Source organism: Nocardia sp. 2TAF39, from assembly GCF_052114905.1.
Lineage (GTDB): Bacteria > Actinomycetota > Actinomycetes > Mycobacteriales > Mycobacteriaceae > Nocardia.
The window spans coordinates 19,804-44,247 of record NZ_JBFRFQ010000028.1 but is presented as its reverse complement, the minus strand read 5'-3'; the positions used below and the strand labels follow the sequence as shown (position 1 = coordinate 44,247).

General features: G+C 68.0%; 20 protein-coding genes and 1 tRNA gene. 14 read left to right on the top strand and 7 right to left on the bottom strand.

Going from position 1 to position 24,444, the window contains the following annotated elements:
- Nucleotides 1-153 precede the first annotated feature (153 nt).
- Nucleotides 154-561 carry a PaaI family thioesterase gene (locus AB4Z47_RS18695; protein ID WP_441952372.1) on the bottom strand — a complete coding sequence of 136 codons (408 nt, stop codon included), beginning with the start codon at nt 559-561 and terminating at the stop codon, nt 154-156.
- A 65-nt stretch (nt 562-626) separates the two neighbouring features.
- Here AB4Z47_RS18695 and AB4Z47_RS18690 point away from each other — a divergent pair, with 65 nt between their 5' ends.
- The 6 genes from AB4Z47_RS18690 to frdD all read left to right on the top strand — a co-directional run bounded on the left by AB4Z47_RS18690 (nt 627) and on the right by frdD (nt 5,145).
- Nucleotides 627-1,235, top strand: a complete 609-nt coding sequence (locus AB4Z47_RS18690) for a TetR/AcrR family transcriptional regulator (RefSeq protein ID WP_441952370.1) — start codon at nt 627-629, stop codon at nt 1,233-1,235.
- 421 nt (nt 1,236-1,656) lie between these two features.
- Nucleotides 1,657-1,890 carry a hypothetical protein gene (locus AB4Z47_RS18685; RefSeq protein WP_441952369.1) on the top strand — a complete coding sequence of 78 codons (234 nt, stop codon included), beginning with the start codon at nt 1,657-1,659 and terminating at the stop codon, nt 1,888-1,890.
- A 24-nt stretch (nt 1,891-1,914) separates the two neighbouring features.
- Nucleotides 1,915-3,657 carry a fumarate reductase (quinol) flavoprotein subunit gene (frdA, locus tag AB4Z47_RS18680; protein ID WP_441952368.1) on the top strand — a complete coding sequence of 581 codons (1,743 nt, stop codon included), beginning with the start codon at nt 1,915-1,917 and terminating at the stop codon, nt 3,655-3,657.
- Between the two features lie 5 nt (nt 3,658-3,662).
- Complete coding sequence (sdhB, locus tag AB4Z47_RS18675; protein WP_441952366.1) at nt 3,663-4,406, top strand: succinate dehydrogenase iron-sulfur subunit; 744 nt, start codon at nt 3,663-3,665, stop codon at nt 4,404-4,406.
- Nucleotides 4,403-4,795 carry a fumarate reductase subunit C gene (locus tag AB4Z47_RS18670; protein WP_441952365.1) on the top strand — a complete coding sequence of 131 codons (393 nt, stop codon included), beginning with the start codon at nt 4,403-4,405 and terminating at the stop codon, nt 4,793-4,795. The genes sdhB and AB4Z47_RS18670 overlap by 4 nt, the downstream gene beginning before the upstream one ends.
- Complete coding sequence (gene frdD, locus AB4Z47_RS18665; RefSeq protein ID WP_441952364.1) at nt 4,792-5,145, top strand: fumarate reductase subunit FrdD; 354 nt, start codon at nt 4,792-4,794, stop codon at nt 5,143-5,145. Before AB4Z47_RS18670 ends, frdD begins: the two co-directional genes overlap by 4 nt.
- A gap of 19 nt (nt 5,146-5,164) precedes the next feature.
- Here the strand turns inward: frdD and AB4Z47_RS18660 are convergent, their stop codons facing one another.
- On the bottom strand, nt 5,165-6,397 hold the full coding sequence (locus AB4Z47_RS18660; protein ID WP_441952362.1) for a L,D-transpeptidase: 1,233 nt from the start codon (nt 6,395-6,397) through the stop codon (nt 5,165-5,167).
- Between the two features lie 302 nt (nt 6,398-6,699).
- Between AB4Z47_RS18660 and AB4Z47_RS18655 the strand changes: the two genes are divergently transcribed.
- The 4 genes from AB4Z47_RS18655 (at nt 6,700) to AB4Z47_RS18640 (ending at nt 9,165) form a co-directional block, all read left to right on the top strand.
- A tRNA-Lys gene (locus AB4Z47_RS18655) sits at nt 6,700-6,772 on the top strand.
- Nucleotides 6,773-7,485: 713 nt separating this feature from the next.
- Nucleotides 7,486-8,112, top strand: a complete 627-nt coding sequence (locus tag AB4Z47_RS18650) for a transglycosylase SLT domain-containing protein (protein ID WP_441952360.1) — start codon at nt 7,486-7,488, stop codon at nt 8,110-8,112.
- A gap of 113 nt (nt 8,113-8,225) precedes the next feature.
- On the top strand, nt 8,226-8,540 hold the full coding sequence (locus tag AB4Z47_RS18645; protein WP_441952433.1) for a hypothetical protein: 315 nt from the start codon (nt 8,226-8,228) through the stop codon (nt 8,538-8,540).
- Between the two features lie 100 nt (nt 8,541-8,640).
- Nucleotides 8,641-9,165, top strand: coding sequence for a J-domain-containing protein (locus tag AB4Z47_RS18640; RefSeq protein ID WP_441952358.1), 525 nt, complete (start codon nt 8,641-8,643; stop codon nt 9,163-9,165).
- A 120-nt stretch (nt 9,166-9,285) separates the two neighbouring features.
- On the opposite strand, the gene AB4Z47_RS18635 is transcribed toward AB4Z47_RS18640, so the two are convergent.
- Entirely contained in the window at nt 9,286-9,750 is a 465-nt protein-coding gene (locus AB4Z47_RS18635; RefSeq protein WP_441952357.1) for a MarR family winged helix-turn-helix transcriptional regulator, read from the bottom strand.
- Nucleotides 9,751-9,808: 58 nt separating this feature from the next.
- Between AB4Z47_RS18635 and AB4Z47_RS18630 the strand changes: the two genes are divergently transcribed.
- Both AB4Z47_RS18630 and AB4Z47_RS18625 read left to right on the top strand, forming a co-directional pair.
- Nucleotides 9,809-10,786, top strand: coding sequence for a pirin family protein (locus AB4Z47_RS18630; RefSeq protein WP_441952355.1), 978 nt, complete (start codon nt 9,809-9,811; stop codon nt 10,784-10,786).
- 133 nt (nt 10,787-10,919) lie between these two features.
- Complete coding sequence (locus AB4Z47_RS18625) at nt 10,920-11,216, top strand: excalibur calcium-binding domain-containing protein (RefSeq protein WP_357267831.1); 297 nt, start codon at nt 10,920-10,922, stop codon at nt 11,214-11,216.
- 64 nt (nt 11,217-11,280) lie between these two features.
- Here AB4Z47_RS18625 and AB4Z47_RS18620 read toward each other — a convergent pair whose 3' ends face one another.
- Nucleotides 11,281-11,502: a DUF3618 domain-containing protein gene (locus AB4Z47_RS18620; RefSeq protein WP_441952353.1), complete on the bottom strand. Its 222-nt coding sequence runs from the start codon at nt 11,500-11,502 to the stop codon at nt 11,281-11,283.
- Between the two features lie 186 nt (nt 11,503-11,688).
- Between AB4Z47_RS18620 and bcp the strand changes: the two genes are divergently transcribed.
- The gene (gene bcp / locus AB4Z47_RS18615; RefSeq protein WP_441952351.1) at nt 11,689-12,162 is read left to right on the top strand and encodes a thioredoxin-dependent thiol peroxidase; all 474 of its coding nucleotides are present in this window, start codon (nt 11,689-11,691) and stop codon (nt 12,160-12,162) included.
- Between the two features lie 66 nt (nt 12,163-12,228).
- Here bcp and AB4Z47_RS18610 read toward each other — a convergent pair whose 3' ends face one another.
- Nucleotides 12,229-13,419 (bottom strand): hypothetical protein, encoded by a 1,191-nt coding sequence (locus AB4Z47_RS18610; protein ID WP_441952349.1) that lies wholly within the window; start codon nt 13,417-13,419, stop codon nt 12,229-12,231.
- A gap of 345 nt (nt 13,420-13,764) precedes the next feature.
- On the opposite strand from AB4Z47_RS18610, the gene AB4Z47_RS18605 reads away from it, so the two are divergent.
- A complete protein-coding gene (locus tag AB4Z47_RS18605; protein ID WP_441952431.1) occupies nt 13,765-14,385 on the top strand; it encodes a TetR family transcriptional regulator in 621 nt (206 codons plus the stop codon).
- A 52-nt stretch (nt 14,386-14,437) separates the two neighbouring features.
- Here AB4Z47_RS18605 and acpS read toward each other — a convergent pair whose 3' ends face one another.
- Nucleotides 14,438-14,860 carry a holo-ACP synthase AcpS gene (acpS, locus tag AB4Z47_RS18600; RefSeq protein ID WP_441952348.1) on the bottom strand — a complete coding sequence of 141 codons (423 nt, stop codon included), beginning with the start codon at nt 14,858-14,860 and terminating at the stop codon, nt 14,438-14,440.
- Between the two features lie 76 nt (nt 14,861-14,936).
- Complete coding sequence (locus AB4Z47_RS18595; protein WP_441952346.1) at nt 14,937-24,257, bottom strand: fatty acid synthase subunit beta domain-containing protein; 9,321 nt, start codon at nt 24,255-24,257, stop codon at nt 14,937-14,939.
- Between the last annotated feature and the right edge of the window lie 187 nt (nt 24,258-24,444).

Sequence of the window (24,444 nt, the reverse complement as noted above, 5' to 3'; positions counted from 1 at the left end):
CCTTTGGGCCGGTTCGCGCACTATGACCAGCAGATTCTTCACTGTCGACGATCACCGGAATTCGGAAGACCGGGACCGGTCCGTTTGGCGAGCCGGTAGCCATGATCCACGCCCTGCTCCTGAGCCGTGGCTCGGATCGCCGATCTTTCGGCCTCAGGCGGCTGCGCGCGGAACGCGTGTCTGCACTGTTTGGATCACATGGACGCACAGCTCGCCGGATTCGTCGGTGATTTGCACACCCACCACCACCGCAGTGCGGCTGATACGCATCGGCTCAGCGCCCGCGTGTGCCGCTCCGCGGACCGGACGCAGGAAATGCGTCGTCGAATCGGCCGTGGCGGGAAGCGCCCCCGGGGCGGAATTGAGGACCGCGCAGACCGCGGCAGCCGCATCGGCCAACCCCATCAGGGCACCGCCGTGCAGGCCACCCCCCGTTGTCGACAGCTCGACGGTGTGGGTCAGGCGGGCCGTGACTGCGGCGGGTGTGAGTTCGGTGAACTCCACTCCGAGGGTGCGGACGAACGGAGCAAGTCGGTAGACGTCTTCGGTGGTGATGGTCATGGTCGGCCTCTCATCTCTGTAGAGACTTCACTCTACAACGATGACTGGAGAGTAATCTCTACAGCGTGGTGAGATTCGTACACGACACCGCGGCGATCCTCGACGCTGCTGCGCGGCTGCTGGCTACGCGGGGTCCGGCTGGCGTCACGATGTCCGGTGTGATCCGGGAATCCGGTGCGCCGAGCGGGTCGGTCTACCATCGCTTCGCCGACCGGCCCGCATTGCTGGCTGCCCTGTGGAACAGGGCCGCCGGGCACCTGCATCGGGACGCCTACGTCCTGTTCGACGTGGACGATCCGGTCGAGGCCGCCACCGCGATCACAGGCCACATCGTGCGATGGTGCCGGAGCAGCCCGCTCGATGCGCAGGTCCTGCTCGCGGGTCTCCACCACTTCGCTCCCCAGAGCTGGCCCGCCACCGCGCGTGAGGAGCGCGCCAGCGAAGCAGCCCGGTGGGATGCGGCCATCCGCGAACTCGTCCACTCGTTACGCACCGAAACCGGATTGTCCACGGCAACGATCGTTCTCACCGTTGTCGACCTGCCCTACGCCGCGGTGCGGCGATATCTCACAGCCGACCGGCCGATACCCACAGAACTCGACGTCCAGGTACCAACCATGGTGCGCACCCTGCTGAACAGCTTGCCAGCCGAAGCGGACAGAGCCGCCGTTTGATCGAGCACCGGAGCCAACCAACGGCCGCGGCGGCGAACCGATGCTCGACTGCAACGTCTCGGACAGTGTCAGCGCCGCATGAGGTCGCGGAGCGCGGCGGCGATGTACACACAGTTCAGCACGGGTAGTTCGCCCCAGTGGCCGAGGTGGCGGCGAGAACCGATCCTGATCGTCCGGAGGCTCTGGCATATCCGACCTCGGCACTGCCCGTTGTCGATCCGATCGTCTTCCGCGCGCTCGTGGCCGAGACGATCGGCGCGCCCGCCACGCCGCCCCAGACACCGTCATGCGCCACCTTCCACCCGCTCCGAGGTGCTACGTCCGGCAGACCAGAACGCCTCCTGCGGCCTCGGCGCAATGCGCGTACGCTCATCTTGGGCACTTTCAGTGAGGTGTGCCACCGGTTCGCCGGGAGGTGGAGATGCTCAGCACCACCGAACAGTTCAGCAGAGAACGCGCCCCGTGCGGGAAACTGAGGCGCGGGGCTCGCCACCGCGAAGACGACGAAGCGGGCTTGGTCATCGATGATCTGCTGTACGACTGTGGCTGCCGCCGGATTCGGCACGAATTCCACGACGGCAGCGTTCGGATCAGAATCGTCCGCCATGACGGCAAGGTCCTGAGGGACGAGCACAGCGCCGACCACGAGGTCTGACGGACACGCCCGGGTGGTGCCACCATGAGCGCTTTTCACCACGTTGTGATCGTTGGCGGGGGCGGTGCCGGCTTGCGTGCGGCCATCGCCATCGCGGAACACAACCCGCGGTTGAGTGTCGCGATCGTTTCCAAGGTCTATCCCATGCGCAGCCACACCGTCTCCGCCGAGGGTGGCGCCGCCGCAGTCGCCGGCCGCGACGACAGCTTCGAAGAACACGCATACGACACGGTCTCCGGAAGCGATTGGCTCTGTGACCAAGATGCCGTCGAGGCCTTCGTCGAGGAAGCACCGCGGGAGCTGCTGCAGCTGGAGCATTGGGGTTGCCCATGGAGCCGCCGGCCCGACGGGCACATCGCGGTGCGGGCGTTCGGCGGCATGACGAACAACCGCACCTGGTTCGCAGCCGACAAGACCGGTTTTCACCTGCTACACACCCTGTTCCAGACCACACTGTCCTATCAGGACATCGTCAGGTACGACGAGTGGTTCGCCACAACATTGCTCGTCGACGACGGCAAGGTGCGCGGCATCGTGGCGACAGAACTGGCCACCGGACGCGTCGAAACCATTCTCGCCAGCGCTGTCATCGTCTGCACCGGCGGCTGCGGCCGGGTGTACCCGTTCACCACCAACGCCAATATCAAGACCGGCGACGGTATGGCGTTGGCCTACCGGGCCGGCGCGCCGCTCGAGGACATGGAGTTCGTCCAATACCACCCGACCGGCCTTCCGTTCACCGGCATCTTGATCACCGAGGCAACACGCGCGGAAGGCGGCTGGCTGCTCAACAAGGACGGTTACCGCTACCTGCAGGATTACGACCTCGGGACGCCATCACCGGTGCCGGTGCCGCGAAGCATGGAACTGGGACCACGCGACCGGCTGTCGCAGGCCTTCGTGCACGAACTCGACCGGGGCCGGACCATCGGCACCCCATACGGGCACGTAGTCCACCTCGACATACGCCACCTCGGCGCGGATCTCATCGACACGAAGCTACCGTTCGTGCGCGAGCTGTGCTCGAAGTACCAGAACATCGACCCGGTCCGGGAGCTTATCCCGGTACGCCCCGTCGTCCACTACATGATGGGCGGCATCCGTACCGACATCCATGGCGCGACACCACTGGGGGGTCTATACGCCGCCGGAGAGGTCGCCTGCGTCAGTATCAACGGCGCCAACCGCCTCGGTTCGAACTCCCTTCCCGAGTTGCTGGTCTTCGGCGCGCGAGCCGGCCGTGCCGCAGCCGAGTACGCGAGCTCGGCCACGGCCCACCCGAACTCGGCGGTTCTGGCGCAAGGCCGCGCCGAACAGGACCGGCTGGAACGGAACCTCACGCGACACACAGAGGGGTCCGAACGCATCGCGCACATCCGCGCCGAGATGCAGGAGACGATGGAGACCAGTGCCGGGATCTACCGGGACGGCGACTCCCTCGCCGAGGCGGCCGACAAGTTACGCGAGCTTCGCGATCGATTCGGCAGCGCTTGCCTCGATGACCACAGCCGGGCGTTCAACACCGAACTGGTAGCGGCGCTGGAGCTGTCGTGCATGCTCGATGTGGCCGAATGCATCATCGCCTGCGCGCTGGCGCGGCAGGAATCCCGGGGCGCGCACCAACGGACCGATTTCCCCGCCAGGAATGACCAGCGATTCTTGGCCCATTCAGTGATCCATCGGGAGCCGGACGGCTCGGGCCGGGTCTCGTATCTCCCGGTAACGATCACTCGTTGGCCTCCCGGCGAACGCGTATACGGCAGGTGATGGCGATGGTAGACCGGATAACACTGCAGGTCGCGCGTTACCGACCGGATCGAGAGGCCGAACCGGTATGGCAGTCCTACGAGGTTCCGCTGCGCGAGGAATGGACGGTGCTCGACGGCCTCAACTACATCAAGGACTACCTCGACGGAACGGTGTCGTACCGGTGGTCCTGCCGGATGGGCATCTGCGGTAGCTGCGGTATGACCGTCAACGGCGAGCCACAACTGAGCTGCGCCACCTTCCTGACCGACTACGCGCCGGGGCCGGTGCGGGTCGAGCCATTGCGCAACTTCCCGGTGATCCGGGATCTCGTCATAGAGATCAGCGACTTCATGCACAAGCTGACCGAGGTCGAGCCATGGCTGATCAGGGCGGAACACCAGCCCCTCGAAAGCGGCGAATACCTGCAAACGCCGTCCGAAATGGACGACTACAAGAAGTACAGCATGTGCATCAACTGCATGCTCTGTTACTCGGCCTGTCCCGTCTACGCACTTGATCCCGAGTTCCTCGGTCCGGCGGCGATCGCCCTGGCCCAGCGCTACAACCTCGACTCGCGCGATGAGGGAGCTGGAGATCGGCGGGACGTTCTCGCGTCGGCCGAGGGCGTATGGTCCTGCACCTTTGTCGGCGAGTGCACCACCGCCTGCCCCAAGGGGGTCGACCCGGCCGGCGCGATCCAACGCTACAAGCTCACCGCGGCCACGCAATCGCTCCGAGACTTCCTCATGCCTTGGCGGGCACGATGACCACGACACCCCGGTTGTACCGAAAGCCGATCTCCACATTCTGGTGGGTGCGACGCCGCTCATACCTGATCTTCGTCCTGCGCGAGCTCAGCAGCGTATTCATCGCCTGGTTCGTGGTGTATCTCCTGCTTCTGGTCAACGCGGTCAGCTCAGGAAGCGAGGAGTACCAGCGGTTTCTGAGCTGGAGCGCCGGCCCTTGGGTGCTTGTACTGAACATGATCGCCCTGCTGTTTGTGGTCATGCACACGGTCACCTGGTTCAACCTGGCACCCAAGGCGATGGTGGTGCGTGTGCGGAGCCGGCGCGTCGCGCCGGTCGTGATCCTCGGGCTGCACTACCTGCTGTGGGGTCTGCTGACGGCGATCACGCTGTTGGTGGTGCTGCGATGACGAACAGGAAGTCCCTGGAACCGTTGGTGTGGCTGCTGTTCAGCGTCGGCGGGATGGCCGCTGCGATGCTGATGCCTGTGCTGCTGTTCCTGTTCGGCCTCGCCTTCCCGCTGGACTGGCTTCCCGCGCCGGACCACGCACACCTGCTCTCGGTGTTGCGTCATCCCGTCACCCGGCTGGTCCTTTTCGGACTCTGCGCGCTGGCTCTGTTCCATTGGGCCCACCGCTTCCGGTACATGCTGTACGACGGCTTGCGGCTAGAGCGGTTCAGTGCGTTGATCATCCTGGCCTGCTACGGCGGCGCCGTCATCGGCTCGGGCACGGCCGCTTACTTCCTGCTTCGCGTCTAGCCGGCGGGACGTTGCGGCTTCAGCGGTTGTCGTCCGCGTTGCCCGCCTTCCAGGTCGGCCACGGAATGTTCCAGTCGCCGAGGCCGTCCACGCCGGACAAGGTACCGCCGACGGTGTTCTTCACAATCGTGATGTCACCGCGCTTCGCGTTTTGGTAGACCCACTGCGCGTTCGCCGGGCTGAGGTTCAGGCAGCCGTGGCTGGTGTTGCTGTAGCCCTGCTGTCCGACCGACCACGGCGCCGAATGGAAGAAGATTCCGCTGTAGGACAGGCGCGTCGCGTAATCCACCGGCGTCTTGTACCCGTCCGGTGAGCCGACCGCTACGCCATAGGTCGAGGAATCCATGATGATCCGCTCATGCCGGTCGGCGATGATGTAGATGCCGTTGTCGGTGGGCGTGTTGTTCTTGCCCATCGAGGTCGGCATGGTGCGGATCACCTGGCCGTTCTGCTCCACGGTCACCTGCTTGGTGTTGTCGTCCGCGGTGAAGATCACGGCGTCGCCGACGGTGAAGAACGAGTGGATGTTGTCCTGGCCGTACAGACCGTCGCCCAGATCACGCCCATAGACGTTCACGTCGATGGTTACCTTGGTCCCCGGCGCCCAGAAATGCTCCGGCCGCCAGCGCACCTCACGGTTGTTCACCCAGTAGAACGCCCCATCCATGGGCGGTTCCGTGGCGATTTTTATCGCGGACTGTGCTGCCCTGCGGTCGGGGATGTTCTCGTCGAACTGGATGGCTACCGGCTGGCCGATGCCGACCACCTCACCCTCGGCCGGGATCAGGTAGGGCTTGGTCTGGCTGTCCGGCGAGCTCGTGGTGAAGCTCAGCATCGTGGAGTTCGCGCCGCCGAGGCCGATCGCGTCGGCCTTCAGCCGGTAGGTCTTGCCGTAGCCGAGCACCTCGGTGGTCTCCCAGGACCGTCCATCGGCGGCCAGCTTGCCGCCCACCGACTTGTTCTGCGCATTGACCAAGGTCACGTTGGTGAACTTGCCGTCTTCGACCTTGAATGCCATCGGCATGCCCGGCGAGACGCCCACCGCGCCATCCTTGACCGGAGACAACAGCTTCGGCTTGATCAACTCGGTGATCGGGTTGCGGTCGATGGCGACCTGCGCGGTCCCCGTGCCGCCCGATGACGAACACGCCGTCAAGGCCAGCACGGCCACGGCCAACACAACAACTGGCCCCGCGATCCTCCGTATCGACCGACGTACGGCCGATCCGTGCCGACCCTGACCATCGTTCATTTCAACCCCGTTTCAAGTCTCGGTGTCCCAGAACACACCGATGGCTTCGGATACCAACCGCCTACGCCGTCACCCCGCGCGCCGCAGGCGGTCGAGACCACAATCGGACATTCTGCCAGCACGTCACGACCGGGCCAAAGCGAAAGCCAGGTCGACACAACAGCGTTACAACGGATAGATCAGGTCCGCGTACCTACGTGTTAACACCGCGGGAGACCATCACATCCGCGCCGGTCAGGACACGATTTCACTTCTTCGGCCTGAGCCTGTTAAGGTTTGTGCCGCACCGGAACACGGGGCGCGCGCCATTAGCTCAATTGGCAGAGCAGCTGACTCTTAATCAGCGGGTTCGGGGTTCGAGTCCCTGATGGCGCACAACACAGGCCATGTTCTTGCCAGCAATCCGATGGCAAGAACATGGCCTTTTTGGCCCGACGTCGTCGAAATCCTCCGTGACAATCGCGAGACCTTGGTTTTCCCATACGCACCACAGGTCACAATCCGGACCCGGATATGCCCACGCGGCCGCCGGAATCCAGTCCACCAGGCAAAAACTTCTGTGATGTATGTCACATCATGTTTATTGACAAACTCCCTGCGTAGATAACGATTCGGCAACCTTGGCCCGGGCCTTCCAAGATCACGAGCACTGCCCATTGGCGATTCGTTCACTCTCCGTTAACTAAGCGTGACCATTCTGCAATCAGGTCACAAAGCGACCTGAAGTTTGGTTATCCCGAAGAGTTGTTCACACCGATTCGGTAAACCACCGCACCGGCTGGCAGCGGCCAGCACGCGGTCGGCGGAGCGGATCCGGCAACGAACCGGCGATCCCCATTCTTCCGCCCGACTCTTCGCATCGACGATGCGGAGTCCGGCGCGACACCGCGGCCGAGTCCCGCCGAAGGCGAGCCGGCATCGCACGCATGAGCACGTCGCGCTCCAGGGGACCTGATCGTCCCCCACAACAAAACCACAAAACAGCACATGGCCGAAACGGCGAGCGCCCATGAGCGCACGCCGCAGGATCCCTGCTGCCCGAACGCGGCCGGATCGAGACAAGTCCCCAACCAAGGAACCGATTCGCAATGCCTGACAGACGCTTTTCTTCCTTCCGTTGCCCATCGCTCCGCGAAAGCATCACCATCGCCGTCGCCGCCGCAGGTGTCGTGGCCGTAGCCGCCTCCTCCGCGGTGTCCGTAGCCGACGACAGCGTCCCGTCTCGCATCGCCATGGTGGCTGAGCAGCAGCCGGCCGGTGACCCGGCCGCCGCGCCCGCCGCGCCCGTCGCCGAGGTGGCCGCCAGGGAAGCGATCCCCGCGCCCATGCCCGCCCCCGCACCCGCACCGATCCCGGCGCCGATGCCGGCCCCGGCCCCCGCCCCGCCCGCCTACGCGAACAACCTGGACGGCTGGATCAGCCAGGCACTCGACATCATGAGTGCGCACAACATTCCGGGCAGCTACAACGGCCTCTACCGCAACATCATGCGCGAATCCACCGGCAACCCACAGGCGATCAACCTCTGGGACTCCAATGCCGCCGCGGGCATCCCGTCCAAGGGCCTGTTGCAGGTAATCGACCCGACCTTCGCCATGTACCACGTCGAGGGCACCTCCTGGGACATCTGGGATCCCGTCGCGAACATCGTCGCCGCCTGCAACTACGCGGCGCACCGCTACGGCTCGATGGACAACGTCAGCAGCGCGTACTGACCCACCGGCGAGGCGAGGCCTTCCCGTTCACGGACAGGGAGGCCTCGCCGCGTTCTGCCTCTTCGCCTGGTCCGCTAGGGTCGATGCACCCCGACCCCGTGGACAAGCACACCATGACCGATTACGCACACAGCGACGCCGCGGCAAAGAGCCGCGCCGAGAAGGCGCGGCGGTTGGCGAGCTACGTCTGGCAGCGCGGCATCACCGCGACCGAGTTGCTCGCGCTGCCCGCGTCCGCGCGACGCAAGCTGGCAAGGGCTGCCGAGACCAACCCGCCGAGCACCGACGAGACTTGGGTGACAGTGGCACAACTGTTGGACGAGAAGGACAGCTGGGCGGCCCGGCATCCGGAGCACCCGGCGGCCCTGCGCGAGCACACCGACGAGAAACTGCTCTGGGTGAAGCCGCCGATCACCCCTTGGTTGTGAGCTCTCCGGACGCCGGAAACCCTTCTCGCACAGATACTTCCATGTCTAACTACCAACTTCCGTAGACTAGCGGTATGCAGCCGTCGACACCGTCGTGACGATGACCGAGCGCAAGCCGCCGAAGCTGAACTTCGAATCGTGGGTCGATAAACAGATCCGCGAAGCGGCCGAGCGCGGCGAATTCGACAATCTTCCCGGCACGGGCGAGCCGATTCCCGGCGTGGGCACCAGGCCCGACGACAACTGGTGGCTGAAGGGATATCTGCGACGCGAAGGAGTCGGCGGCGATGCCATGCTGCCGCTCTCGCTGCTGCTGCGACGCGATGTCGAGCGCCTGCCCGAGACCGTGCGGGAACTGAACTCCGAGCGGCGGGTCCGGGAGGCGGTGGCCGAACTCAACCGGCGCATCGTCGACTGGCTGCGCATGCCGCACGGGCCGTGCGTACCGGTCGCGCCCGTGAACGCGAACGAGGTCGTCGCGCACTGGCGGACCGAGCGCGAGACGGCGAGAACGAGCCGGCCACCGGCACCGACCGGGCGGCCGTCACCAGCGCGTGCCGGTCAGGTCACGGGCGATCGCCGCTGGTGGCGCCGATTGGTCGGCCGCGGCCGGACCACCGGGTAGCCGCGGAGCCGGGAGCACTTGCCCCAGCCGAGTCCGGCCCCCACGGCGTGATCGTCGAAGCAGCGAGGTCCAGATCGAGCCGCGGAGCCTGCAGACGGTCCGAGCCTGGCGGCCCGCTGGTCAGGCGCCGAGCCCGGCGATCTGCTCGACCTCGGCGACGACCTTGTCCGCCAATGCCCGCAACATCCGCGCCTCCCCGGCCGTCATCGGCTCGACGAATACCCTGCGCACCAGATCTACATGATTCGGCGCGGCCCGCTCCAAGGCGGCGCGCCCCTCCGGCGTGAGCTGCACGATAATGCCGCGGGCGTCCTCCTCCGCCGGTCGCCGTTCGACCAGCCCGCGAGCGTCCATCCTGGCCAGGTGCTTGGACAACCGGCTCTTCTCCCAGCACACCTCGGCAGCCAGCTCCTTGGCGCGCAGACAGCCGTTCGGCGCCGCGGACAGGGCCACCATCAGCTCGTAGTCCGCGAGGGACAGATGATCCTCGGCCAGCCCGGCCGAAATCGCTCCGTCCAAACGCTGGCGCAGCCGCACATAGGCCTGCCACGTCGCCTGCTCGTCGTCACTCAACCACCGGACCATGGGAATGAAGTGTAATCACCTTTGGTTGACATGGACACCAACTCTCCAGGAGGCTCCGATGCCCGCCATCACCGTCCCCGACATCATGGTCCTGCCGCGCCTTCCCCGCCCCGACGCAACCCTGCGCGAGCGGCCGGTCCGCAGCGTAGTCACCGCGCATACCCAGCGCGAAGGCGCGGGATTCGAGGTGCGCAGGCCCTTCCCCAGTATGGATCTGCGCACCGCCGACCCGTTCATCCTGCTCGACCAGATGGGCCCGGTGGCCTACGAACCGCACGAAGCCAAGGGCGCGCCCTGGCATCCGCACCGCGGGTTCGAGACGGTGACCTACATGCTCGACGGCACGATGGTGCACCACGATTCCCACGGCGGAGGCGGTGTCATCAGCGAAGGCGACACACAGTGGATGACCGCGGGCTCCGGCATCCTGCACGACGAGGTCCCCCCGGAGGAGATGGTCATCGCCGGAGGCCGGTTCCACGGCGTCCAGCTCTGGGTGAACCTACCGCGCGCACTGAAGTTCACGGCGCCGCGCTACCAGGACCTGCGCGGCGGCGAACTGACGCTGGTGAGTTCGCACGACGGCGGCGCGCTGGTGCGGCTCATCGCCGGTGAAGTCGGTGGATTCACCGGTCCCGGTTCCACCTACACGCCGATCGCGTACGCGCACGCCTCGATCGCACCCGGCGGGCAGCTGGAAATCCCTTGGCCGCAACAGTTTACGGCGATGGCGTATGCACTGTCCGGCAACGGCACGGTAGGCGCGGAACGCAGGCCGCTACGCGACGGCCAGCTGGCGATATTCGGCCGAGGGGACGCGATCACCGTGACAGCCGATGCGCGCCAAGACAATCGGACCGGCGAACTCGAAGTGTTGCTACTCGGCGGACAGCCGATCAAGGAACCGGTGGTGCAATATGGGCCGTTCGTGATGAACACCCGTGCCGAGATCATCGAGGCGATGGCCGACTACCAGGCCGGACGCATGGGAAACATCCCCGCCGAGCACGTCAGCGGTGGCCGGCCCACCAGCTGACCGGCGCCGTGGCCGCAACCCCTGATGCCCTAGTTCAGTTCGCCCGCAGTTGACAAGAGAGCGAGCCGTCACAACAGTGGATGCGGCGTCCGGTTGGGCGCCCATCCACCGCAGCAACCAGACAGAGGAATACATGAACGTTCGTCGGCTCACCGTCAGCGCTGCCGCCGCAGGGTTAGCCCTGCTTGCGGCGCCCGCCGCCCAAGCCGCCCCTCCGTCCGGCTCCGCCGGGACCGGTTCGTCGGCTGTCGATACCGGCTCCGCCGCGACCGGCTCGGCCGGTTACTCGCAGACCGGCTCGGCCGGAGGCGCCTACGCCAACTGCGACGATGCCCGCGCCGCTGGACACGCCCCGCTGTTCCGCGGAGAACCGGGCTACGGCCCGCACCTGGATCCCGACGGCGACGGCTTCGCCTGCCCGACGGTCTGAACCGACCTCGAAAACGACGACACCCGGTATGGCACAGCCATACCGGGTGTCGTCGTTTATCAGGTCAGCGGAAGATCTTGAGCAGAACCAGACCGACGATCACGGCGGCGGCTCCGATCAGGCTGTACTTCACCTTCGGCTCGTTCAGCTTCGCGACCACGATCTGCTTGGTGTCGTCCGCGATCCGATGCGGATCCGCCCGTTCCGCGAGCTCGTCGAGTGTGCTCGCCAGCCGAGTGCGGGCGGCCTCGATGTCCCGCTCGATCCGCTCGGTATCCCTTGCCACGTTCAACCCTCCTGTAGTCGATTGCCGCGCCCGGGGCACGAATCACGCCGCATTGTCGGCCGTTCGCGGAGCACCCAGCGCTCGCGGACGAGTCTATCCGCCACTATCCGTCCGCACAGTGCGCTATCAGGCAGCGCGACATCTCCCTTCCGCGTGAGGTCCGGGCGTTCGGTTACCGTGCTGGAGGTGACCACCAACCAACGACTCTCCCCCGGCGACACCGCGCCCGAGTTCACGCTGCCCGACGCCGACGGCAAGAACGTCTCGCTCGCCGACTACCGCGGCCGCAAGGTGATCGTCTACTTCTATCCCGCCGCAAGCACACCAGGCTGCACCAAGGAAGCCTGCGACTTCCGCGACAACTTGGCCGACCTGGACGGCGCAGGCATCGACGTCATCGGCATCTCGCCGGACAAGCCCGCCAAGCTGGCCAAGTTCCGCGATACCGAACAGCTGACCTTCCCGCTGTTGTCGGACCCCGACCGCAGCGTGCTCACCGCGTGGGGCGCGTACGGCGAGAAGACCATGTACGGCAAGACAGTCGTCGGCGTCATCCGCTCCACCTTCCTGGTGAACGAGGAGGGCAGGATCGCGGTGGCACAGTACAACGTCCGCGCCACCGGACACGTCGCCAAGCTGCGCCGCGACCTGTCGGTGTAGTCCGGACAGCGAAAAGCCCGGCGCCGCAAGGGCGCCGGGCCCGATTCGCATCGCTGTCGGTGCACGCTACGCCGGCAGCACCTGCCGGGTCCCCCACTGCGTCATCATGCGCAAGTGCTTGTCCCACCAATCCGCGGCCTCCGGGGAGAACACGGAGGGCGGCGGAGCCTCGCCGGGAAAGAGCAGCGCGCCGTCGGGCGTGCCGACCTCGGCAGTCGTCGGGATCCCCGAACCGGGTACGAGCGACGCCGCGGCGCTCGTCTCCGCCTCGTACCCGAGTTCGGCGGGCACCAGCGGCACCGGAGCGCCCCAGGGCTGCGCCGAGAGCGGCAGGCGGGCGGCGTGACCTCCGCTCCCCGCCGTCGGCTCGGCGAACAATCCGCCCGCCTCGGCAGGCCGTCCCGATCCGTTGGCGCCGGGCGCCGTACCGACCGAGGCGACGACGCGGCCATCCGCCGTCATTTGCGCGTCGGCCGCAATGGCGGTGGACGTCGGCCGCACGAAACCGTTCATCGCGTAGACACCGCCGACGAGCAACCCGCCCACCAGCACGCTGGCCGCCGCGAACATCGCCGCTCCGCCGCGCACCCGAGGCACCACCACCTCCTCGACCGGCTCGTCGAACCCGTCCACAGCCACCCGCGCGCTCGACGCCGCACCCACCGCGGACGCGAAAGCGGCCATCCTGCACGGGATCACCGGCGCGCCGAAGCCCTCCGCCGCGGCGAGCACCGACGACTCCGCGCCCGCCGACCCGATAAGCACCACCGCGTCCGGCCTGGTCGCGGCCGCCTCCAGCTGATCCCACGCCGCCGTAACAGCCACACCGAGCGACTCGGATGTCGCCCTGCCCGCTTGACCGACCGCGGCGAGCACCCGGCGGCGACCTCGGTCGACCAGGGTGAACGCCTGGTACCCGGGTACGACCTCGCCGACCAGCAGGTTATCGAATTCATCGAGCCAGGTCATCAAGCTCGCCACACTCAGGTGGGCGGATTTGGCCGAAACCATCGAGGCGGTGTGCCACGGACCGGCCGCCAGCGCGGACACGATGGCACGCCGCTCGGCGGCATCCCGGTAGGCGACCGCCGCGCCGCCGACTTCCCGGTCCGGCCCGAGTTCGGCGGCGAGTTCGTCCAGCACCGTCGCTACCGCCGCTGCCACGTCCGCCTTGGTGTCACCGTGCGTCTGTTCCGACCGGTGCAGCAGAACGCGCTCGGACAGCGTCCCGCCATCGGCGAGCGCTACCGCGTGCACGGCGCCACGTTCGGTGGAAACGCCAAGAGTTATCGCTGATCGAGCTACCACAGACCACCCCTTCCCTGTGCACATTGACTGGGACAACAAGTTTGCCGAAAGCCATGAGCCCCATGGATTCCTGCTCGGAACACACGTCACGATGCACGCGCGCTCGGTATGTGTTCGAGGCCATATCCGTCGCGGATGGGTGCGGAAAATCAACGGACCTGAACAAACACAGCACATGCGCGTGTCGCGCCCGTGCCCTACCGTTAGCCTGGATGCGTGGAAGTACGCGCGGAGGCCAGGTCGAAACAACGTCTGGACCCTGCGTTGGAGCTGCAGGACGACCCACAGGAGCTCATGCCGCGGCGCCGACCGACGCAGGAACGCAGCAAACGCAAGTTCGACGCCCTGCTACAGGCGTCTCGGGAACTGCTCGTCGAGGTCGGGTTCGAGTCGTTCACCTGTGAAGAGGTCGCGGCGCGTGCCGAAGTACCGATCGGCACGCTGTATCAGTTCTTCGCCAACAAGTACGTCATCGTCTGTGAGCTGAATCGGCAAGACTTGGTTGCTGTTTCCCAGGAGCTGGCCGATTTCCACGGGGAGATCCCGTCACTGGACTGGTTGCGGCACATGAACCAGTTCGTCGATCACCTGGCCAACCTCTGGATGACCGACCCGTCCCGGCGCGAGGTGTGGCTTGCCATGCAGTCCACCCCGTCCACCCGGGCCACCGGCGCGATCCACGAGAAGGAATTCGCCGAGGTCGTATCGCAGATGTTGCGGCCACTCACCCCGCGCACGCCGCGGGCGCGCCGCACCATGATGGCCGAAGTGCTGGTGCATGTGGTCTATTCGATGCTGAACTTCTCGGTCCAGGACGACCAGAGCAACGCGGAGGCGGTCTCCGAGCTCAAGCGACTGATGGTCGCCTACCTGCTCGTGGCGGAGAAGGAATCACGCACCGCAAGCGAGCGGTAGCGGGTGATCCCGGCGCGAGCCGGGATCATTTCCGCGTTTACCTGGTTTCCGCTCAGCCTTCGACGAGATCGGCCAGCTCGCCCGGGTCTTCCAGCACGACCATCGCGGCCGCTGTGTCGCCGTCGTGCGTCAGCGACAAATGGACCCTTACCCGTGGCAGAAATTCGGCGGCGAGGCCGTGCAGCTTGATGCTCGGCCTGCCCCACGCGTCGTTGACCACCTCGATCAGGGGATAAGGGTTGTCCCCGATCTGCGGGCGACGGGCGAACCGGGACGAGGCCCAGGCTTTGATCACAGCCTCCTTCGCCGCCCACCGCGTCGCGTAGCTGCGCGCCGGGTCGGTCCCTTTACTCTGGCAGTATCGCCGCTCGCCTGCGGTGAAACTTTCCCGGAGCATAGTGGTTCCGGCGCGTTCGAGCTGTTCGGCGAACTCGGAGATAGTCACCAAGTCCAAGCCGATACCGAGGATCGTCATAGCCGCGCAGCCTACGACCTCGCCGACGAGCCCGTGCGGGTACCCCGCGCGGCGGGTTTCCCCGCCGCGCTTGCGATCAGGCGCATCCGAACCCGTCCGCCCGGTACGCGCCGTCCCGCGCGAGGCGCGCTTCCGGCGAGAGCAGCACGTCGGCTTCCAACTGCCGACTCCGCTTCGCGGGCGTGCCATCACCCCCGAGACGGCGATCCGCGGGACGCTCGTACAGCGGAGCGCCACCACACATCGCTTCGGAGAACCGCTGCCGCCCCGCCAGCTGACGCTCCTGCGCCCTGCTCTGGTACTCCGCACGCCGGCCCGGCTCGATGGCCTGGATGAACGCCTCCGGATGCACCACAGCGAGCAGGCCGGACACGTGCCCGAAGCCGAGCGAGGTCAGCAGACCCGCCTTGAGCGGGAACCGGTCGCCGAAGCGCAGCGGCTCGCGTGCCCAGACCAGGTGCGGGTACTCCCGCATCTTGTCGTCGACGCAGTCCAGGCTCCGGTTCGGCGGCACCACACCGTTTTCCAGCACCTGGCACAGGCCGATCAGCTGGAATGCCGCCGCGCCGCCCTTGGCGTGCCCGGTCAGGCTCTTCTGCGAGACGACGAACAGCGGGGCGCCATCCGACCGCCCGATCGCGGCGGCGAGCCGCTCGTGCAGCTCGGACTCGTTCGGGTCGTTGGCGGCGGTCGAGGTGTCGTGCTTGGAGATCACCGCGATGTCGTCGGGCTGCACGCCGAGCTTGCGTAGCTCGGCGGCGAACCGCGACTCGCGCCCGCCACGGCCCGCGCCTAGCGCACCGAGGCCCGGTGCCGGAATCGACGTGTGCACGCCATCGGCGAACGACTGCGCGAACGCCACCACGCCGAGCACCGGCAAACCGAGCTCCATAGCGATGTCACCGCGCGCCAGCAGCACGGTGCCACCGCCCTGCGACTCCACGAACCCGCCGCGACGGCGGTCGTTGGCGCGGGAGAAGTACCGGTCGCTGATGCCCTTGGCGCTCATGGTCGCGGAGTCCGCGGTCGCGGACATATCGCCGAAGCCGACGATGCCCTCGATACCGAGGTCGTCGTAGCCGCCTGCGACCACCAGCTCCGCTTTGCCGAGCCGGATCTTGTCGACGCCCTCCTCGACCGACACCGCGGCGGTGGCGCAGGCCGCCACCGGGTGCACCATCGCGCCATAGCTGCCGACGTAGGACTGCACCACGTGCGCCAGCGCCACGTTCGGCAGCGCCTCCTGCAGGATGTCGTTCGGACGCGACTCACCGAGCAGGTTGTCGATGTAGAGCGAGCGCATCGAGGACATGCCGCCCATACCGGTGCCCTGGGTGTTGGCCACCAGCGAGGGATGCACCCAGCTCATCAGCTCGGCCGGGCTGAACCCGGAGCTGATGAACGCGTCCACCGTGCACACGATGTTCCACAGCGCGACCCGGTCCACCGAGGCGGCCATGTCGGGCGAGATGCCCCAGATGGTCGGATCCCAGCCGGTCGGGATCTGGCCGCCGACGGTGCGCGACAGCTTGGCCCGCCGCGGCACCCGGATCTCGGTGCCTGCCTTGCGCGTCACGGTCCAGTCGCCGGAGTCTGCGACCGGCGTGATCACCGTGTGCTCCGGGTCGGAGACGTGGAAGGCGCGGGCCTCGGCCTCGCCGCCCACCGTGAACGACAGATCCTGGTCGAGGAAGACCGAGGTCATCAGCGGAGCGGAGTTGTCGGTCATGGCGCCGTCGTCCTCGTAGCGGCGCACGCCGCAGCGGGCGACCACCGTGTCGTGGTACCGCTCGGCCACCTCGTGTTCCGGTACGTAGTCACCGGACTCGGCGTCGTACCAGCCCGGCTTCGGGTCGTTCTCCCAGGTGACCAGGCCGGTGGTCCAGGCGAGTTCCAACACACCCGCGGCCGACAGCTCGTCGGAGACCTCCATTTCGAACCGGGTGCGCGCCGAGCCGTACGGACCGAGCTCACCGGCACCGACGATGACCACCATGTCGGCAAGATCGGCGGTGACGCCGTCGAACTCGGGCACCGGCAGTGCCGAGGTCATGGTCGGCGGTGTGGGCAGCGCCGCGATCGTCCTCGCCGCATCGGCTTCCGTGACCTCGGCCTCGGCCTGCTCTGCGGCCTGCTTGGCCAGCGCTGGCAAATCCAGCTTGGCTCTGGCCAGGCCGCCGGTCAGGTCGATCTGCTGTGGGCCTGTCGCGGTCACCTGGCGGGCCCGCGAGGTGCACCACTTGAGCAGCTCGTCGGCCGTCTCGGTGGTGGACCAGGTGTGCACGCCCGCCTTCTCGACCGCCGCGACCATCGGGTCGTTGTGGCCCATCAAGCCGGTGCCGCGCACCCAGCCGATCAGCGCGTGTACCAGAGTGACCCGGGCGGACCACGACTTCTCCGCCCGCCACTTGCCGATCACCGCGTCCAGCGCCGCCTTCGACTCGCCGTAGGCTCCGTCGCCGCCGAACAAGCCCCGGTTGGGCGAACCCGGCAGCACCACATGCAGTTTCGCGTCCACGTCATGGTCGGCGCCCAGCTTGGACAGTCCGCCGATCAGGCGCTCGACCGACCAGAGCAGCACCCGCATCTCCAGCTCTGCGCGGCCACCCGCGTCCGCAAGGTCACCGGCCACCCGCGGCGCCGCGAACGGCAGCAGCAGGGTCGGAGTCATCGCGTCCTTGATCTTGATCTTCGCGCCGCCCGCGTTGTCGACCTGCTCGGTGCCGACCCAGTCGATCAGCTGGTCGATGTCCTGGTAGGACGCCATATTCGCGGGCAAGACCCAGAGCGCGGCACCGTGGCGGGCGTTCTCCCGGTACAGCTTCCGATAGAAGCCGAGGCGCTCGTCGTTCAGGCTCGAGGTGGTCACCACGACAGTGGCGCCACCGCCGAGCAGACGCCCGGTGACCGCCGCGGCGATCGACCCCTTGCTCGCGCCGGTGATCACCGCGACATCTGAAGACCAGAGCCCGGGCTCTTCGGTGCTGCGCGCCGCTTCGGCGATCCGCTCGTACCTCCGGGCCAGCACCGAACGTGCCTCGTGCATGGCGCGCTGACGCCACCAGTCGGCTTGCGTCGCAACGGCTTCACCCGCACCGAGGAATCCGGTCACCGGAGCTTCGGCGGAGTCGGCGTCGTCGAGCAGCCAGAGCCGGGCCAGATCCTCACGCGCGGTGGCCCACCGGTCATCCAGCAGCACCGCCTTGCGCGCGTCGAACGCGGGCGCGACCTGACGCGGCCAGTCCGAACCCAGTTCGGCCGAGACCAGGTCGACCAGCGAGTCGTCGGTCGCCTCCGGCGCGGACACCCGCTCGGAGAGACCGAGCTGTTCGAGCACCACCCGGGCGGCCGTGGCGAGCACGCCGTCACGTCCGGTGATCTGTTCGGTGAACTCGCCCAGCGCGGCCGCGTCGACGGTCGCGCCACCGCCACCGCCCGCCGAAGGCAGCGACACCGCGACACCGCGACGGGCCGCGACGGCCTGCACGGCGGCATCGATAGCCGCATCGACCGATGCGGCGTCACCGAGCGTGCCCGAGACCAGCCCACCCAGGTCGCCACCGCGCACGCTGGTGCCCTCACGGGTGCCGAGCGACACCTCGGTGGTCACGTGGCTGGCCCACCCGTCGCCGAGCTCCCAGACCTTCTTCACGCGCTCGGCGATCGCGGCCGGGCGCTTGCCGGACGGACCGAACACCTTGCGCAGGTGGTCGCCGATGGCGTCGTTCAGCACCGAACCGAACGGTTTGTAGGTGCGCGCCAGGCGCTCCACCGTCACAGAGAGCGCACCCATGTCGGCATCGGCCGCGCCGTCGATCGCACCGAGTGAGAGCTCGGAGCCGAGGTCGACCAGCAGCTGGTTGCGCCGCGACGAGACGCCGTCGCACAGGCCCTCGATGGTGTCCACCGGACCGATCTGGTCCAGCCGCAGCTTGGTCCACAGCGCGATCAGCACGCGGGTGGCGTCGGCGGCGGTGAACGGGATGTCGTCGGGACGCGCGCCACCCGAGCTCGGAGCGGGCGCCGCGACCGGAACGGCCGCCGCGACGGGGGCCGCGGCAGCGGTGGTCGCGGGCTCCTCGACCGGCTCGTCGACCGGCGCCGGGTCGGTGTCGGTCGAGTACACGAGGGCGGCCTCGCGCTCGATGTTGAGCACCTCGACTGTGGCGGCGTCGAACGCCGGCAGCTTCAGCGTCTGGCTTGCCAAGTTGGCCACTGTCGGTGTCACGCCGAGACCGATTTCGACGAACCGCTCGACGCCGAGGCCGCCGTGCGCGACATCGGTGAACAGCAGGTCCTGCGTCTCGATCCAGCGCACCGGGCTGGCGAACTGCCACGCGAGCAGCTCGACCAGCACCACGCGGCACAGGTCGGTCGGCCGGGCCGCCCAGGCGTCGAAGTCGGCGAGCACCGCGGCCAACGGCTCGGAGGGAACCAGATCCGCGATCTCCTGGACGAACGCGCGCTCCAGTGAGAACGGCTTGGGCACCAGATTCGGGATATAACGGCCGACCAGAGTCTCCGGGTGCAGGTCCGCGGGCAGCAGCTGCTCGAGCTTCTGCCGGAACTCCGGAACACCCTTGCGCAGCACAGTGGAGTGGAACGGCACGTCGATACCGGGCACCAGGATGAACGCACGCCTACCGCCGAATTCCGCACGGCGCCGGTCGATCTCCTCCTCCAGCGCCGCCAGGCCCGCCACCGTGCCCGCGATCGCGTACTGCGAGCCGCGCAGGTTCAGGTTGACCACCTCGAGGAACTCGCCGACCCGCTCGCCGACACCGTTGACGAAGTCGATCACCTGGTCATCGGGCAGTCCGATCTGCGAGGGACGGATGGCGGCCATCCGGTAGTCACTGCGGCCCTTGGCGTCCCGCGGCACCAACTCGTGCATGGCCGAGCCACGCTGGAACACCACCTCCAGCACCGCTTCCAGCGGAAGCACTCCGGCGACGGCCGCGAGCGCGTTGTACTCACCGACCGAGTGGCCCGCGAGCATCGCGCCCTCGACGAACGCACCGGCCTCGCGCAGTTCCGCCACCTGGGCGACACCGAGGGTCGCCATGGCGACCTGAGTGAACTGGGTCAGGTGCAGCACGCCGTCCGGGTGCCGGTGCTCGACGCCGCGCGCCTTCAGGTAGGTCGGGTTGTCCCGCACCACGGCCAGGATGGAGAAGCCGAGCGCCGCGCGGGTGTGCTTGTCGGCGCGCTCCCAGATCTCCTTGGCCGCCTTCGAGCGGGAGCGGGCGTCGAGGCCCATGCCCTTGCGCTGGATGCCCTGGCCCGGGAAGGCGTAAACGGTCTTCGGCGCCGCGGTGCGGCCGGTCGCGGTCATCACCAGTTCGCCGCCGGCCCGGCAAGAGACCTCGATGATCTCGCTGCCCGCGTCGACCGCGACGCGCTCCACCCGCACATCGATCTCCGCGCCGGGGCGAACCATGCCGAGGAAGCGGGTGGTCCACGCGGTCAGCGTCCGCGCGGGAGCCGAACTGGCCGGATCGACCGCGGACACCGCGTGCTGCGCGGCGGCCGACAGCCACATGCCGTGCACGATCGGGCTGCCGAGGCCGGCCAGCTTCGCGGCGGAATCGCTGGTGTGGATCGGGTTGTGATCGCCGGAGACGGTGGCGAACGCATGCATGGCGCGCGGGGCCACCATGGTGACGTCCCGGCGACGCCTGCGCGGAGTGTCGGTGGCCGTGTCGGACACCGTGCCCGCCGCGCGCGGCGGATCGGTCAGCTCGCCCGTGCCGTTGCGTCCGCGGATCGCGAAGCGCTCGGTCAGGGTGGCCAGCACCGGCATGGACATCCCGGTCTCGGGCTTGTCCAACATGGCGGTGATCCGCACGTGCACCTCGACGACCCGGCCGAGGTCGGTGTCGAGGGTCTCGCCCGCCTCCGCGCGGACCGCGAGCACGCTGGTCTCGGTGGGCAGGTCGGCGGCGAGGTGGATCTGGTGGTCCAGGTGGACCAGGTCGAGCATGCCCTCGATGACGCTTTCGCCGTTGGCGGTGCGCGCGGCGCCCAGCACCGCGAACACGGCGGGCCAGCAGGCGCCGACCAGCACATCGGGGGCGGTGCGACCGAGCGTGCTCAGCGACGCAGGCAGGCCCGAGCCGGTGACACCCGCGTGGTCGGCGATGAGATCCGGCGTCCAGGCCAGGTTCACGTGCGCGACCCTGCCCTTCACCTCCGGCAATGCCTGTCCGGCGGCGACGGCGAGCAGCGCGGCCATCGCCTCGTCCGCGTCGGCCTCCGTGACGACCGGGGCGCCGCCGTTGTAGATGGATACCGGAACCGTGATGCGGATGCGGACGGCGTTGCCCGCCAGCAGCGGAACATTCAGCTCGACGTAGGAGTGCTCCGGCTCGGGTCCTGTGGTCTCGACGAGCGTCGCGCCACTGGTCGGATGCACCGCACCCTTGCCGTCGACGACCCATTCGGTCAGATCTCCGAGCCGGTGCACCGGGCTGATGGCGGTGCGTCCGGCCCACTGCACATCCGGCGCGGCGAGCACGGCGTCGATCGGACCGCTGGTCACGTCCGCGGTGCGGCGCGCGTCGACTGCCGCGGGGACCACGCCCGCACGCACGAGCGAGTACGCGGTGTCCTGTTCGAAGCGGTCCAGCAGCTCGCCGACCGGCTCGTCGACCCGGGTGATGCCCGCGACCGAGACGGTGCCGGGAATGACACACACCTGGTCGGCCGAGTAGCGCGGGTCGTGCGCCTGCCACAGCGAATCCGACCGCCACCAGCGGCGCACATCACCGTCGACGACCGGGACGAAGTTCACCGGCTTACCCGGTGTCTTGCACAGCGCCACGAAGAACGGAACGTCGGCGGGGTGCAGCAGCGTCTGCGCCATGGCCGGATACTGCTGCTTCAGCGTGCACAGCGCGGCAACCGGGTCCTCGAAGTCGTCGTCGCTCGCGAACAGGGTGGGGATTTCGCCGCGGTCCGCCGGATGCAGCCGGGATTCGGTGCGGCGCATCATCTCCGCGAACCGGTCGCGCCAGGTGATGTCCAGCCAGACCGATCGGGTGGCCTCGGCGATGGCGTCGCCGATGTCGCTGCCGCAGTCGAAGTCCTTGCGGTGATCCAGGCCCACCGCGAGCTCGACATAGCGCTCCAGCCAGTCCTGGTAGGTCATGGTCGCCACGTCGCCGAAATACGGCTTGGCGGTGGCGTTCAGCGCCGCGATGATCTCGTCCCTGCGCCCGGCGACCGCGTCGGCGTCGCCCGCGACCTCGTCGAGCAGCCGGCCGGTGCGCGAGGCCGCGTTGTCGATCTCGTGGATGTCGGCGCCCAATTGGCTACGACCCGAGGCCATTCCGCCGGACGCGGTGCCCGCACCGACCCAGTCGGGGGTGCCGGGAGTGTCCACGAGCAGCTGCTTGACCTCCGGCGCGGTCGTCGCTTCCAGCGTCGCCATGGCCGCGGTGCCGACCAACACACCGTCCAGCGGCATCACGGGGTAGCCGTGCGGAACCGCCCATTCGCCGGCGAGGTACTGCGTCGCACGCTCGGGGGTGCCGATGCCGCCGCCGACACACACCACCACGTTGGCGCGGTTGCGCAGCTCGGCGTAGGTGTCCAGCAGCAGGTCGTCCAGGTCCTCCCAGGAGTGGTGGCCACCTGCCTTGCCGCCCTCGATGTGGACGATCACCGGGTAGTCCGGGACTTCGTCGGCGATCCGGAGCACCGCCCGGATCTGGGCGACGGTGCCCGGCTTGAACGCGACGTGCGAGATGCCGACCTCGGTGAGTTCCTCGATCAGCGCGACGGCTTCCTCGAGTTCGGGAATGCCCGCGGTCACGATGACGCCGTCGAACGGCGCGCCCGCGGTGCGGGCCCGCTGCACCAGACGCTTGCCGCCCAACTGCAGCTTCCACAGGTAGGGGTCGAGGAACAGTGAGTTGAACTGCACCGCGCGACCCGGGTGCAGCAGCTTCTTCAGCTCGGCCACCCGGTCGGCGAAGATCTGCTCGGTCACCTGGCCGCCACCGGCCAGTTCCGCCCAGTGGCCCGCGTTCGCCGCGGCCGCGACGATCTGCGCGTCGACGGTGGTCGGGGTCATGCCCGCGAGCAGGATCGGCGAGCGCCCGGTCAACCTGGTGAAGGCGGTCTCGACCACGATGCGGCCGTTCGGCAGCCGGATCGGCCGCGGCGCGAACGCCGACCATGGGGCCGCCGGCTCCGGCGCAGCCCCTGGCGTGAGCAGGCTGCGCTGCCCCGCGCGGGTTGCCGCGGCGATCATGCCGACGCCGGTGCCCTTCAGCGAGCCGGAGGTGATCCGGGACAGCAGATCACCGGGACCGAGGTCCAGAATCCATTGCGCGCCGGTGGAAATCATGTCGTCGACGACGCCGACCCAGTCGACCGGATCCACCAGGATCTGCTGTGCCAGCTTGCCCGCCAGGTCGGCGTCCACAGCGCACTGGGTGGCCCAGCTGGTCACCAGGTCCACGGTGTCGGCCAGTGCCGGGTGGTGGAACGCCACATCGACGGACACGTCCTCGAAGACCGGTGCGAACACCGAGCCGCCACGTACCTTCGCGTCACGCTCGCGCGCCTGCTCGTCGTGGAGCTGCGCGCACCGCTGACGCACCCGCTCCAGCTGTGCCGGTGCGCCGGACAGCACCGCACGCCGACGGCCGTTGCGGATCGACACCACCACCGCCGCGGCGGGGTCCACACCCGCGCACACCTCGGCGACGACGGCGCGCAGCCGCTCGGGATCGACGTTCGACACCGCGACCATCGGAGAGCGATCGCCCACCGGCATCACTCCGCGTCGCCGCGCCACCAGACCCGCTGCCGCGCCGATCATTTGAGCGATCGCAAGCAGCTCGGCATCGCGCCGACCGCCCGCCTCGACCGCGGCCGCCGCGAGCAGACCCTGTGAGTGGCCGACGATCGCGGCGGGCGCGTGTTCGGTCGTATCCAGTCCGTGCAACCGCAGCGCCCGCACAGCCGCCACCTGAGTCAGCAGCACACCGGGCATCGACACCGCGGCCGAGCGCAGCACCTGCTCGGACGGCGCCGCGGAGGTCTCGCCCTCGTCGGTGTCCGCCAGCTCGTTCTCCAGCATCCAGCCGATCGGGTCGAAGCCGACCGGTCGCACCACGAGCAGCTGCGCCGCGACTGGTTCCAGCAGCGTAGCCGCCTCGTTGACCAGCGCAGTCAGCTCCGGCTCCAGCGCGCTGTCGCGCCCGATCTCCTCCAGCTCGCGCAGCCACTGCGCGCCCTGTCCGCCGAAGGCGAGCGCGTACGGTACGCCGCCGAGCAGACGATCCAGCAGCGGCGACCGCGCGCTCCCTGCCGCGGCCTTCCCGGCGGCGCCGACCACCTTGGCGCTCCGTCCGGTCCCGGTCTTGGTGCTCTCGTTGATCGTCAAGACGCTTCGACTTCCTTTTCCGTGCGACATGCCCTTGGCGACACGCCGCTCCCTACCGGTACGCGGGTGATCGCAGAGGATCGGCCTGATATCAGCGAGGATGACACAAAATCATGAGGAAATCCTCACGTTTGCTCGCCGGCGTCTCGCCTACTGTCGAGTATTCGCGTACGCACGTACCAGAACA